The 12,150-nt window shown below is 65.2% G+C and carries 12 protein-coding genes; 7 read left to right on the forward strand and 5 right to left on the reverse strand.

The features are described from left to right. Positions 1 to 141: 141 nt before the first annotated feature. Both AC07Y9_RS20395 and AC07Y9_RS20400 read right to left on the reverse strand, forming a co-directional pair. The gene (locus tag AC07Y9_RS20395) at positions 142 to 735 is read right to left on the reverse strand and encodes an NADPH-dependent F420 reductase (protein ID WP_256580966.1); all 594 of its coding nucleotides are present in this window, start codon (positions 733 to 735) and stop codon (positions 142 to 144) included. 16 nt (positions 736 to 751) lie between these two features. Beyond that, on the reverse strand, positions 752 to 1,504 hold the full coding sequence (locus tag AC07Y9_RS20400) for a 3-oxoacyl-ACP reductase family protein (protein WP_102680286.1): 753 nt from the start codon (positions 1,502 to 1,504) through the stop codon (positions 752 to 754). Between the two features lie 110 nt (positions 1,505 to 1,614). Between AC07Y9_RS20400 and AC07Y9_RS20405 the strand changes: the two genes are divergently transcribed. After that, positions 1,615 to 2,541 carry a LysR family transcriptional regulator gene (locus AC07Y9_RS20405; RefSeq protein WP_102680287.1) on the forward strand — a complete coding sequence of 309 codons (927 nt, stop codon included), beginning with the start codon at positions 1,615 to 1,617 and terminating at the stop codon, positions 2,539 to 2,541. 71 nt (positions 2,542 to 2,612) lie between these two features. On the opposite strand, the gene AC07Y9_RS20410 is transcribed toward AC07Y9_RS20405, so the two are convergent. Beyond that, positions 2,613 to 3,551, reverse strand: a complete 939-nt coding sequence (locus AC07Y9_RS20410) for a DMT family transporter (protein ID WP_102680288.1) — start codon at positions 3,549 to 3,551, stop codon at positions 2,613 to 2,615. Between the two features lie 132 nt (positions 3,552 to 3,683). Further along, entirely contained in the window at positions 3,684 to 4,400 is a 717-nt protein-coding gene (locus AC07Y9_RS20415; RefSeq protein ID WP_081002284.1) for an AraC family transcriptional regulator, read from the reverse strand. Positions 4,401 to 5,043: 643 nt separating this feature from the next. Between AC07Y9_RS20415 and AC07Y9_RS20420 the strand changes: the two genes are divergently transcribed. The 6 genes from AC07Y9_RS20420 to AC07Y9_RS20445 all read left to right on the forward strand — a co-directional run bounded on the left by AC07Y9_RS20420 (position 5,044) and on the right by AC07Y9_RS20445 (position 11,005). Beyond that, complete coding sequence (locus AC07Y9_RS20420; protein ID WP_007925627.1) at positions 5,044 to 5,313, forward strand: hypothetical protein; 270 nt, start codon at positions 5,044 to 5,046, stop codon at positions 5,311 to 5,313. A 263-nt stretch (positions 5,314 to 5,576) separates the two neighbouring features. Next, the gene (locus AC07Y9_RS20425) at positions 5,577 to 5,741 is read left to right on the forward strand and encodes a hypothetical protein (RefSeq protein ID WP_158245993.1); all 165 of its coding nucleotides are present in this window, start codon (positions 5,577 to 5,579) and stop codon (positions 5,739 to 5,741) included. Between the two features lie 72 nt (positions 5,742 to 5,813). After that, the gene (locus AC07Y9_RS20430) at positions 5,814 to 6,281 is read left to right on the forward strand and encodes a (2Fe-2S)-binding protein (RefSeq protein WP_007925635.1); all 468 of its coding nucleotides are present in this window, start codon (positions 5,814 to 5,816) and stop codon (positions 6,279 to 6,281) included. After that, positions 6,281 to 8,530 (forward strand): xanthine dehydrogenase family protein molybdopterin-binding subunit, encoded by a 2,250-nt coding sequence (locus AC07Y9_RS20435; protein WP_102680289.1) that lies wholly within the window; start codon positions 6,281 to 6,283, stop codon positions 8,528 to 8,530. The genes AC07Y9_RS20430 and AC07Y9_RS20435 overlap by 1 nt, the downstream gene beginning before the upstream one ends. A 16-nt stretch (positions 8,531 to 8,546) precedes the next feature. Further along, positions 8,547 to 9,899 carry a c-type cytochrome gene (locus AC07Y9_RS20440; RefSeq protein ID WP_102680290.1) on the forward strand — a complete coding sequence of 451 codons (1,353 nt, stop codon included), beginning with the start codon at positions 8,547 to 8,549 and terminating at the stop codon, positions 9,897 to 9,899. Positions 9,900 to 9,982: 83 nt separating this feature from the next. Then, on the forward strand, positions 9,983 to 11,005 hold the full coding sequence (locus AC07Y9_RS20445; RefSeq protein ID WP_102680291.1) for an XdhC family protein: 1,023 nt from the start codon (positions 9,983 to 9,985) through the stop codon (positions 11,003 to 11,005). A gap of 36 nt (positions 11,006 to 11,041) precedes the next feature. Here AC07Y9_RS20445 and AC07Y9_RS20450 read toward each other — a convergent pair whose 3' ends face one another. After that, positions 11,042 to 12,001 carry a universal stress protein gene (locus AC07Y9_RS20450; protein WP_102680292.1) on the reverse strand — a complete coding sequence of 320 codons (960 nt, stop codon included), beginning with the start codon at positions 11,999 to 12,001 and terminating at the stop codon, positions 11,042 to 11,044. Between the last annotated feature and the right edge of the window lie 149 nt (positions 12,002 to 12,150).

Consider the following 12,150-nt stretch of genomic DNA (forward strand, 5'->3'; position numbering starts at 1 on the left):
CTGACAACTCGTGACCGATAAGATATCCAGTCACAAAACGATCGTTCCGAACGCCTTTCCAGGGCAACTGGAAAAACTCCGGCCGAACCTGCTCTCAATACCGTCCTCATAAAGCGAAGCCGGTATTCACCGGCCTCGTCGTCAGTCATGTTTGACCAGATTGAGCGCCGGTAAAGGCCCTCCGGGAAATTGCGCGAGCTGCCCTTGTTGCAAGTCGCCCAAGTCGATGCCATGGAACCCCAGTTGCTGGATCAGCTCGCTGACCTGCTGCTTGGCGTGCGCCTGCTCTCCAGAGACAAACAACACTCGCTTGCCCCCTTCGGCGTTCGGGTTGGCCAGCAGATTCGACGATAGATGGTTGAAGGCCTTGACCACGCGGGCGCCGGGCAGCATTTGCGCCACGACCTGGGTGGAAGGTTGGCCTCCCAGGTCAAAGGGCTTGAACAGCGGCGCTTCAATCGGGTTGTTGGTATCCACCACAATCCTTCCTTCCCAGGGGCCCAGCCCGGCCAGTGCCGATGGAATCTTCGACCAGTTCACCGCCAGGAACACCAGGTCTGCGGTAGCCGCTTGCTCGGCGGTAACGGCTTGAGCCTTGGGCCCCAGTTCGGCGATCAGCGACGTGAGGCTGTCAGGGCCACGGCTGTTGGCGATGCTCACGTCCAGGCCGGCCTTCGTCAGTAACCTGGCGATCGCACTGCCTAGGGCGCCTGCTCCAATGATGCTGATACTCATGCTCATGTCTGGCTCCTCAGGCGGTGAAGCCGCCGTCGATCATCAATTCGGCACCGGTGACGAAACTGGCTTCGGGGCTGGCCAGATAGGCCACTGCGCTGGCGATGTCCTGGCCTTCCCCGTAGCGTCCCACAGCGATATTGGGACGCACGAAGTCCGCCACCGGACCCTCGGCGGGGTTCATGTCGCTGTCGGTCGGCCCGGGGTGGACGGTATTCACGGTGATGCCGCGGGGTCCCAGGTCTCGCACCAGGCCTCGGCTGAAGCCCGCCACGGCGCCCTTGGTCAGGGTGTAGGCGGAGGCGGTGGCGAAAGCCGCGTATTGCACCATGGAGCTGCCGATATGAATGATTCGCCCCCCCTGCCCCATGTGCTTGAGCACCTCCTGGGTGGCCACGAAAACACCGGTGACATTCACCGCGAGGATGCGCTGGAAGTCCTCGAAAGCGATGTCTTGCGGAGCACCGAGCACACTGATGCCGGCGTTGTTGACCAGGATATCGACCTTGCCGAATAACATGGCGACTTGCTGGACCGCGGCGCGGACAGCCTCGGGATCTCCAGCGTCGGCGGCCAGCGAAATAGCTCGACCGCCGGCAGCGGTGATCGCCTCGACCAGGGCCGCGGCACGATCAGGCGAGGCGTTGTAGGTAATGGCGACAGCAGCGCCGTCCGCGGCCAGGCGTTGGGCAATGGCCGCTCCGATACTGCGCGAGCCGCCGGTGACGATGGCGATCTTGCCAAAGAGAGGAAGCGTGACAGCGTTCATGGTGTGAGCCTCTAGTGGTGGTTGGTGAGGCTATGAAACGCTTTTCTTTTTCCATCAAGTAGTAGGGAGTGACTAGAATCACTTTCAACGTTTGCTTGAAGGTATCGATCATGGAAACCCTGGCCAATCTGCAATCTTTCGTTCGCAGCGCGGAGGCAGGCAGTTTCTCTGCCGCCGCGCGGCGCCTGGGTATCACGCCGGCCGCGGTGAGCAGGAATGTCGCCCAACTGGAAGCCAACCTGGGGGTACGCCTGTTTCAACGCAGTACTCGCCGACTGGCCTTGACCGAGGCTGGGGAGCGTTTTCTGGCTAACGTCAAGGGTGGGCTGGAGACTGTCCAGGCGGCGATTGCCGACGTAACCAGCAATGCCGGAGAGCCGGCTGGAGTGCTGCGTATTTCCGCGGCGCCCGCTTTTGGCCGCGACTACCTGCTGCCGTTGATGCCGCAGTTCATGAAGCGATATCCAGCGGTGGTTCCCGAGTGGCATTTCGACAATCGCCAGGTGGAGCTGATCGCCGATGGATTTGACGTCGCCATCGGCGGCGGCATCGAGCTTTCGCCCGGGGTGATCGCCCGGGATCTGTCACCGGCGCATTTGGTGCTCGTGGCATCGCCGGACTGTCTGTCCAGGCACCCTCTTGTACGTCGTCCCGAACAGTTGAATGACCTTGAGCACCTGGCCATGCGCTCGCTACAAAGCGGCAAGGTCCGCGGCTGGACACTGCAAGGCCCCAAGGAACAGCGTGCAGCACTGGAGTTGCGCCCGCGGTTGCTGGTCAACGACCCACAAGCACTTTGCCAGAGCGCGCTCATGGGACTGGGCGTGGCGCTATTGACGATTCCCGACGTGCTTGACCATCTGCAAAGTGGCGCCCTTGAACGGGTACTGCCGGACTGGTATGTCGACGCGGGCCCCATCTCGCTGTACTTCGCCGGGCAGAAACTGCTGCCGGCCAAGACGCGGGTCTTCGTGGACCTGCTGGTGAGTCATGCCCGCGAGCAGCAATGGGCGAAACGCTTTGATGCGCGAGGCTAAAGTTGCCCCACAGGTTGGCTAAAAGCAGCCATGCCCTCCTCCCCTTCACCAGCAGCGCGGATTTGTGGGGGTCACGACGAGGTTTCCCGGGGCGAGGAATGGCTGGCCGGCCGCGCGGCCGGTGTCCGGGACAGCAAGACAATGCCTACGGCGATCATCACGCCACCCAGCATTTCGTGGGTGGAAAGCATGTCGCCGCTGATGGCGAAGGTGATCAGCGCGGCAAAGAAAGGGCACAGAAACAGGAAGCCGCTGGTGCGCACGGCGCCGCCCGTATGCAGGGCCGCGAACCACAATCCCATGGCCCCCGTCGAAGCGGGAATGGCCAGCCACAGGAACGCCCCCATCGTTTGGGCCGGCAGGCTGAACGATTCGCCACGCCAGGCGGCCAGCAACGCGAGCGCGACCGCCCCAATGAGCATCTGCCAGAACGCCAGCGTCCAGGTATCGACGGCCAAGCGAAAGCGCTTGCTGGCCAGCGTGGCGAGAGCCCAGCAGGTCGAGCCCGCCATGACCAGCGCTTCCGCGGGGCCGATCGCGCCGGTCATCACCGACTGCACACCGATGCAGACCACCACCCCGGCAAAGGCCAGCAGCAAGCCCAGCCAGGCCAGGGGGCGTACCCGCTCCTTGAGCAGGATGCCGGCCAGCAGCGCCACCACCAGCGGATTGCTGGCCATCAGGATTGCCGCCTTGGATGCGCTGGTCTGCGTCAGGCCCATGGTCAGGAACGCCATGACACCGGTCGTCTGCAACAGGCCGATGATGGTCAGTCGCAGCCAGGGCATGGCCTTGACCGGAACCGCTGTGCCGGCAGCGACCCGAGCACGGTGGCGCAGCCACAACCAGGGCAGCAGCGAGAGAGCCGCCACGAAAAACCGCAGCGCCGCCAGCCACAGCGGCGGCAATTCACTCAGGACAATCTTGCTGGCGACGAAGGACGAGCCTTGCAGAAAGGTGGAGCTGAGGATCAGCAGGAGAAAGCGCCGTTGTGCTGCATGCGAGTCCATGGAAACCCTATCAATCGTGGCGGCGGACAGTCGGCCGCCGAATCACTTGATAGTGTGTTGCCCCTCCTCTCGTCACGCTTCGCGCAGAAAGACAACCTCTACGTCAAACAGGACAAGCGCACGCCCGATCAACTACGCAAAGTAGCGGCTGGGCGATGCTCCAAGCAGCCGCTTGAACATGGCCGAGAACGCGCCCGGCGTGTCGTAGCCCATTTCCAGCGCCACAGTCGTCACAGGCTCGCCCGCGGCCAAGCGCGGCAACGCCGCCATCACGCGGGCCTGCTGTCGCCACACTTGAAACGGCACCCCGAGTTCGGCAGTGAACAGCCGCGACAGCGTGCGCGCTGTCGCGCCATGCTGGCCGGCCCAGTCGTTCAGCGTGCGATTATCCTGTGGGTTGGCCAGGATCGCTTCGCAGGTGGCCACCAAGCGCTTGTCGCGGCCCGTGGGCAAATGCAGCCCTTGTTCCGGCGACCAGGCAATCTCTTCGAGGATCAGGCTCAGGATGCGGCCATCCCGGCTGTCCTCTGGATAATCAAGGGCAATCGTCGCCGCACGCAGGATGAGTTCGCGCAGCAGGTTCGAAACCCGTACCGCGCCGGGGTGCAGGGGGGCATCAGTGGGATAGCGATCCTGGCGAACATAGGCTGTGCGCAATGCCACCGGGCTGCCTCGGGTCTGCATGGCATGGGAGATTCCCGCGGGCATCCACAAGGCGCGTTGCGGCGGCACCAGCCACAGGCCCGTGCCCGTCCGGATCTCCATGACGCCGGAAACCGCGTAGATGAGCTGCCCGCAGGAATGGGCATGCGGCGCCACGGCATATGCGGCCGGATAGTCCTTCGCCATGACCACGATGGGGCGGTCTACATTTTCATAGTCGCGCCTATCTACACTTCTAGCCAAAACAGAAACTCGCAGGTTGCAATCGTTCAAGGCTACAGGCTAACCCCTTAAAGCGTCTTCATTCGGCTTGCTTCTCAGCCAAACATTCGCGTTCGGTGACCCGATATCTCGATGACGGCGCTGTGCCCTTCGATAAACCTCAATATTGATAGCAGGTTCAAGGGCTCTGGCCGCTCGTAGCCAATAGCCAACGCCTTACATCTCACACAGCCAAATGCGGACATACTTTTCACTGCTGCCTGATAGCTTAAGGCCATCCAGCGGCATGCCCTATAGGCACAGCTGCTGCAGACAAGACACGGAGGTCTGGCGGTCATCATTCATCGAAGGCTGTTTCCATCAGGGACAAGGATCTGAAGCCGGCGACTACCTCATCCTCCATGACCAGCGGTTCGCGCCCGCCACTTGATGGCTTGCAGTGCGCGACTTGTGCAGTACGTGCCGGTGTTCTCCCCAATACCCTGTTTCACGATGAGCAGGCGTTTGGGAAACCCACTCGGCACAATGGATTCCGGAAACCATTCAATAAACGGGGCGGACTCCGAAAAGCCAGACGAGTAGGAACTTATATATGGAGATATATCGTATGTCGGCTCAAGAGAACTTTGTTGGCGGATGGACTCCTTACCACGAACTGACTCCAAAGGATCGGGAAGTATTCAAAGAGGCCCTGGCCGGGTTCGTGGGTGTGCACTACACCCCTGAAAAAGTTTCGACCCAAGTCGTCAACGGCACGAACTATCGCTATCTGTCGAAAGCAACGGTGCCTGGCTCGTCGGACAGCTGGCAGGCCGTAGTGGAAATCTACGCGCCTATTAAAGGCAAGCCGCACATCACCCAGATCCACCGGATCTAAGCAGGGATCAAACCCGTCGGGTCGCGCACAGGTTGCGCGGCCCGATGGTTCATCGCGACGCTCTCCTTCCAAGCCCTCCCCCGAGCCGTAGCCAGCCCATAAACCCCGCCTTGTCTGTCACTCGTTGCAGTTGCTCGACGCCTCCCAGCCCGCGTTATTGCGCATTCCTCTGGAATACTTGCCTGATCCTCTGAGCTTGCCGGGTATCGGATAGGAAACCCTTGGCCCCTGGGCTAGAGTCCGATCACTAGGAGCCAGCCGCCATGACCCAAGCCCGCGCCGGCCAGGCATCGCCCCTGGCACATACCCTCGACACCTCCTCGCATTTTTTCTCGCTGGACCTTCCGGCCCACTCCGACGTGCTCGCGGCCAGCCCGGCGCACGGGGCAGCGGATTGGCGTATCCGCCCCTTTACCCGCGTTTCTTGAGCAAGGACACGCCTCGTGGCGCCTCCTGAAGAAAAAACAACGACACACCAACCGATGATCAGCAGGTGAGCCATGGAACTACGAATCAACCAGAAGACCTATCAGGTCGATGCCGACGCCGACACGCCGTTGCTGTGGGTGATCCGCGATGACCTGGGCCTGACCGGCACCAAGTACGGCTGCGGCCTGGCCCAGTGCGGCGCTTGTTCGGTGCTGGTGGACGGCAATGTGGTGCGCGCCTGCGTCACCCCGGTGGCGGGTGTGGTCGGCCGCGAGGTCACCACCATCGAGGCGATCGAGGCGGACGCAGTCGGCAAGCGCGTGGTCGCCGCCTGGGTCGAGCACCAGGTGGCCCAGTGCGGTTACTGCCAGTCCGGGCAGGTCATGGCGGCCACCGCGCTGCTCAAGCACAGCCCCGCGCCCAGCGATGAGCAGATCGAGGCGGCGATGGTCAACCTGTGCCGCTGCGGCACCTACAACGCCATCCATGCCGCCGTGCATGACCTGGCCGCCCAGCCTGCCAAGAAGGAAAGCGCCTGATGAACAAGCCCATCGATTTTGCTGAAGACCTCCTGGATCTGCCGCTGGACGAACCGGTCAACCTGTCCCGCCGGCGCTTTCTGACCGGCACCGCCGTGGGCGCGCTGGTGCTCGGTTTCGGCCTGCCGCTGGGTTCGGCCCGGGTCCTGGCCGCCACGGCGAACACCGCGGAACGCGGGACCCAGGTGCCGGCGTTCCTGGAGATTCGCCCGGATGGCAGCGTGCGCTTGCTCAGCCCCTTCATGGAAGGCGGACAAGGCACCCACACCGCCATGGCGCAGATCGTCGGTGAAGAGCTGGACGCCGACCCCGCCACCTTCGTGGTCGAGGCCGCACCGCCCGGCGAAGCCTACGTGGTGATGGAAAACGGCATGCGCATCACCGGCGGCAGCATGTCGGTGCGCATGAGCTACCCGACCATGCGCCGCCTGGGCGCCCTGGCGCGGGCCATGCTGCTGCAGGCCGGTGCCGAGCAACTGGGCGTACCGCTGGCCGAGCTGTCCACCGAGCCTGGCCGGGTGCTGCATGCCGCTTCCGGCCGCTCCCTGGGTTACGGTGAATTGGCCGGTCGCGCCCTGGACATGCCGGTGCCCGATCCGGCCAGCATCACCCTGCGCGACCCGAGCCAGTTCCGTTGGATCGGCAAGCCGGTGCGGCGCGTCGATGCCTACGAGAAATCCACCGGCAAGGCGCTGTACAGCATCGACCTGAAGGTCGACGGCATGCTCCACGCCGCCGTGCAGCATGCGCCGCGCCTGGGCATGACGGTGGGCAGCCTGCGCAACGAGGCCCAGGTCAAGGCCATGAAAGGCGTGCACTCCGTTCACCAGTTGCCCGGCGCGGTGGCGGTGGTCGCCGAACGCTGGTGGCACGCCAAGCGCGCGGCGGAAGCCATCCAGGTCGACTGGCAGGAAGCGTCCGCCGATTCGAAGGTACGGCCAATGCCCGCTGACTTTTCCAGCGATGCGTTCCGCGATTTTCTCGCCGCCCAGCAAGGCCCGGCCCGCGACGACGAAAACGAAGGCGACGTGGCCGCCGCCCTGGCCAGTGCCAAGACCCGGGTCGAGGCCACCTACCACAACCAGTACCTCAACCACGCCCAGCTGGAGCCCCCTTCGGCCCTGGCGCGCTTCAATCCCGACGGTTCGCTGGAGGTCTGGCTGCCCAACCAGGCGCCGGACATGTTCCGCGCCGACATCGCCAAGCGCACCGGTCTCGACCCCTCGCGGATCACCCTGCACTCGCCGTTGCTGGGTGGCTTTTTCGGCCGGCATTTCCTCTATGACTCGGCCTGTCCCTACCCGCAGGCCATCGCCCTGGCCAAGGCCGTCGGCCGCCCGGTCAAGCTGATCTGGAGCCGCGAGGAAGAGTTCCTGCGTGACGTGCTGCGTCCGGTCGCCGTGGTCAAGTTCCAGGCCGCGCTGGATGCCCAAGGGCTGCCGGTGGCGATCGAAGCGGTGAGCGCCACCGAAGGCCCCACCGAGGCCATCGCCGGCAAACAGGGCGAGAAACTCGACCCTTCGGCCCTTGAAGGTCTGTCGGGCAAGCCCTACACCATTGCCAACAAGCGCATCGCGCAGATCTACGTCAAGGGGCCGGCCATGCTCGGCTACTGGCGCTCGGTGGGCAATTCGCTCAACGACTTCTTCTACGAGGCCTTCCTCGACGAACTGGCGGACAAAGGCGGCCGCGACCCGTACGAGCTACGCCAGCACCTGCTGCGCGACAACCCGCGCCTGACCACCTTGCTGCAGGCGGTGGGCGAACTGTCCGGCGGCTGGAAGCGCGGCCCGTTCACCGCCGAGGACGGCACTCGCCGCGCCCGCGGCGTGGCCATGGCCTCGCCGTTCGGCTCGCACACGGCGGCGATCGCCGAGGTGTCGATCGAAAATGGCCAGGTCAAGGTCCACGACATCTGGCAGGCCATCGACCCGGGCAGCATCGTCAACCCGGCGATCGTCGAGGCCCAGGTCAATGGTGCCGTGGCCCTGGGGTTGTCCCAGACGTTGGTGGAAGAAGCGGTCTACGTGGACGGCAAGCCCCGGGCGCGCAACTACGACCTGTACCCGATCCTGCCGCCTTCACGCATGGCGCGGGTGCATGTACGGATTGTCGAGAGTGGCGAAAAGATGGGCGGCGTCGGCGAGCCACCGCTGCCCGCGGTGGCGCCGGCGGTGGCCAACGCGGTGGCGCGGCTGACCGGCCAGCGCATCCGTAGCCTGCCATTGAGCCGATACACCTTCAGCTGACCGACAAGGACTGCCCATGAATAACCGCCGATTCGCAAGAACCGCAGGCTGGCTGGCCTTGCCGTGCCTGGTCGCGGCAGGCCTGCTGGCCTGGTATGTCACCCGCGAGCCCGCCTCGCCCTTCGAGCAGGAACAGGCCGCGGCGACCCGCTTCGACCCCGCCTTGGTGAGCCGCGGCGAGTACGTCGCCCGGGTCAGCGATTGCGTGGCCTGCCACAGCCTGCCGGGCAAGGCGCCCTTCGCCGGCGGCCTGGAAATGGCCACGCCGCTGGGCGCCATTCACGCCACCAACGTCACCCCCGACCGGGACACCGGCATCGGTGCCTACAGCCTGGCCGACTTCGACCGCGCCGTGCGCCATGGCGTCGCCCCGGGCGGCCGGCGGCTCTACCCGGCGATGCCCTACCCGTCCTACGTCAAGCTCAGCGACGATGACATGCGCGCGCTGTACGCGTTCTTCATGAAAGGCGTGCAACCGGTCAGCCAGCCCAACGTCCCCAGCGCTATCCCCTGGCCGCTGAACATGCGCTGGCCCATCGCGCTGTGGAACGGCCTGTTCGCCCCGAGCACGCCCTACGCCGCCAAGCCTGCGCAGGATGCGTTGTGGAACCGCGGCGCCTACATCGTCCAGGGGCCGGGCCACTGCGGCAGCTGCCACACCCCGCGCGGCCTGGCGTTCAACGAGCAGGCCCTGGACGAGTCCGGCGCACCGTTCCTCGCTGGCGCCCTGCTCGACGGCTGGTACGCGCCGAGCCTGCGCCAGGACTCCAACACCGGCCTGGGCCGCTGGAGCGAGCCGCAGATCGTGCAGTTCCTCAAGACCGGGCGTAACCAGCACGCGGTGGTCTACGGCTCGATGACCGAGGCGTTCAACAACTCCACCCAGTTCATGGCCGACGAGGACCTGGCCGCGATCGCCCGCTACCTAAAGTCGCTGCCCGGCGATCCGCAGCGCGACGGCGCGCCCTGGCAGTACCAGGCCGTGTCCGCCGCCGCCCGCCTGGACAGCCCCGGAGCCCATACCTACGTGACCCGCTGCGCCTCCTGCCACGGCCTGGACGGCCAGGGCCAGGCCGAGTGGATGCCGCCTTTGGCGGGCGCCACTTCGGCACTGGCCAAGGAAAACGCGTCGGCGATCAACATCACCCTCAACGGCTCGCAGCGCGTGGTCGCCGCCGGCGTGCCGGATGCCTACCGCATGCCGGCCTTTCGCGAGCAATTGTCGGACCGGGAAATCGCCGAGGTCCTGAGCTTCGTGCGCGGCACCTGGGGCAATTCGGGTGGCGCAGTCGACGCGCAAGCGGTCGGCAAGCTGCGCGGGCATACCGACCCGGCCAGCAGCAGCCCGATCATCCTGCACATGCGCTGAAAGCAAGGAGCGAGGTGCTGGCGATCCCCCTGGCCAGGAGCGGATCCGCCAGCAGCCCCCTCCCATGAACAACCGAGGTCCCCATGGAAAGCATCGATCTACTGGTCCTGAGCACCGCCCATGACTGGCTCCAGGCCGGTCACCGCGTGCTGCTCGCCACCGTGGCCCGCACCTGGGGCTCCTCGCCCCGCCCCGTGGGCTCGATGATGGCCCTGCGCGGCGATGGTCGGGTGGTCGGCAGCGTGTCGGGAGGTTGCATCGAGGACGACCTGATCCACCGCTACACCAGCGCCTACGATGGCAGCGGCTTGCCGGACGGGCCGCCGCAGGTGGTGCGCTACGGCATCAGCGCCGACGAAGCGCACCGCTTTGGCCTGCCCTGTGGCGGCACCCTGGAACTGATCCTCGAATTCACCCCATCGAGGGATGCCCTCGAACAGCTGCTGGCCCAACTCAACACCGGCAAGCTGGTGCGCCGCAGCCTGGACCTGGGCAGCGGCCAGGTGTCCCTGACCATCAGCGCTACCCCGGAGCAGTTCATCTTCGATGGCCGGCAGATGGTCAACACCCTGGGCCCCGGCTACCGCCTGCTGCTGATCGGGGCCGGCGCGCTGGCCGAATACCTGGCGACCATGGCGCTGTTCAACGGCTTCCGAGTCGCGGTCTGCGACCCCCGCCCCGAATACATCGGCGGCTGGAGCGTGGCGGGCGTGGAACAATTGGTTGGCATGCCGGACGACATCGTCCGCGAATTCGCCCCGGACCTGCGCACCTGCATCGTCGCCGTCAGCCACGACCCCAAGCTCGACGACCTGGCCCTGCTCGAGGCCCTGCACAGCCCGGCCTTCTACATCGGCGCCATCGGTTCGCGGCGCAACAGCCAGCTACGCCGCGAACGCCTGATCGAACACTTCGGCGAAACCGAAGCCTCGCTCCAGCGCCTGCACGGCCCCATTGGTATCTACATCGGCAGCAAGACCCCCGCCGAGATCGCCGTGAGCGTCATGGCCGAGATCCTCGCCGCCAAGAACGGCGTCGCCCTGCCCCTCACCCTTGACGTTTCGAACGCCAAGCAAGCCCGCGAGCAAGAGGCGCCCGTGGCCTGATCGAGACCATCGTTCTCGAAATCCCAGGCGGACTGCCTAGGGTCCAGGTGTTCTGCTGGGGGTATCCAGATGGTCATTTCCCGGCCCCGGAGCTGGCTTGACCAGCATCAGGCTGCAGGGGGCACGGCGCAGCAGGCGCTCGGCGGTACTGCCGACGAACATCTCGACGCCGTGGCGGCAGGCCGTGCCCAGCACAACCATGTCGAAGGCGTTCCTGCGGGCGAAATGCTCGATCGCCAGATGGGGAATGCCGGCCAGCAAATGTCGGCGGCTCTCCTCGACTCCATAACGCTCGGCGAGCAGATCGAAGGCCTCTTGCTGGGCGTCGTTGACCGCATCCCGCAAGCTGGCATCCAGGCTCGAGGTCGGCACACTTGTCAGCGCGTCGCCCACCACCGACCAGTTGCTGACATTGAGCAGGTGCAAGGTCGCGCCGCAGGACGTTGCCAGCGTCGAGGCCAGGTCGAGAATCCGTTCGTTGAGCCCATGGGTCAGGGCCTCCAGGTGGGACAGGTCGACGGCGGCGAGGATCTTCAGCGGCTTGGGGTTTTCCGCGCGGCAGACCAGGTGCAAGGGGGCGGGACAGTCGCGCAGCAGCAGCCAGTCCAGAGGCCGATGGAAGACCCGGTCGAGTGCCGGCACCCGTTGCACATCCTTGATCACCAGGTCCGGGTGGAAGTCGCTCACGTACTCAAGCACGTGGGCCGGGCTCAACCTGGCCCAGACCACTTCAGTGGTCACCCGCAAGCCCTCGCTGCGTTGAAAGCGCGCCTGCTGTTCAAGCCAGTGGCGGTGCACCTGCAGGTAACCTTCCCGGGCCTGGCTCATGGCGTCGTGGTCGAACAGGCCGGCCACCGCCAGCGCGTTGACATGATCGAAAGCGACAATGTGCAACATCGCACCGGTTGCGCTGGCCAGCGCCTGCGCCCGGTCGAACGCGGGGGTGCGGGTCATCTCGATTGGGGCAATGAGCAATAAACGCTGGATTCTCAACATCGCACACCTCGTCCTGGTAACGCTTCACCTGCCTTACCGCAAGCCCGGCTTCCTGCCGGAGCCTTGGTACCCTTGCCGATGGGTCATCGGCGATGCGCGGCGCCCGATCTCGGCCAGGGCCGCGCCCTTCTGCCCCTGCTCTGCCCGCA

Source organism: Pseudomonas sp. GW456-L12 (assembly GCF_059424045.1).

Bases quoted from the DNA above. Each gene is read 5' to 3' on its own strand.
- AC07Y9_RS20395 (WP_256580966.1), bottom strand. From the start codon at position 735: ATGAGTATCAGCATCATTGGAGCAGGCGCCCTAGGCAGTGCGATCGCC.
- AC07Y9_RS20400 (WP_102680286.1), bottom strand. From the start codon at position 1,504: ATGAACGCTGTCACGCTTCCTCTCTTTGGCAAGATCGCCATCGTCACC.
- AC07Y9_RS20405 (WP_102680287.1), top strand. From the start codon at position 1,615: ATGGAAACCCTGGCCAATCTGCAATCTTTCGTTCGCAGCGCGGAGGCA.
- AC07Y9_RS20410 (WP_102680288.1), bottom strand. From the start codon at position 3,551: ATGGACTCGCATGCAGCACAACGGCGCTTTCTCCTGCTGATCCTCAGC.
- AC07Y9_RS20415 (WP_081002284.1), bottom strand. From the start codon at position 4,400: ATGGCGAAGGACTATCCGGCCGCATATGCCGTGGCGCCGCATGCCCAT.
- AC07Y9_RS20420 (WP_007925627.1), top strand. From the start codon at position 5,044: ATGTCGGCTCAAGAGAACTTTGTTGGCGGATGGACTCCTTACCACGAA.
- AC07Y9_RS20425 (WP_158245993.1), top strand. From the start codon at position 5,577: ATGACCCAAGCCCGCGCCGGCCAGGCATCGCCCCTGGCACATACCCTC.
- AC07Y9_RS20430 (WP_007925635.1), top strand. From the start codon at position 5,814: ATGGAACTACGAATCAACCAGAAGACCTATCAGGTCGATGCCGACGCC.
- AC07Y9_RS20435 (WP_102680289.1), top strand. From the start codon at position 6,281: ATGAACAAGCCCATCGATTTTGCTGAAGACCTCCTGGATCTGCCGCTG.
- AC07Y9_RS20440 (WP_102680290.1), top strand. From the start codon at position 8,547: ATGAATAACCGCCGATTCGCAAGAACCGCAGGCTGGCTGGCCTTGCCG.
- AC07Y9_RS20445 (WP_102680291.1), top strand. From the start codon at position 9,983: ATGGAAAGCATCGATCTACTGGTCCTGAGCACCGCCCATGACTGGCTC.
- AC07Y9_RS20450 (WP_102680292.1), bottom strand. From the start codon at position 12,001: ATGTTGAGAATCCAGCGTTTATTGCTCATTGCCCCAATCGAGATGACC.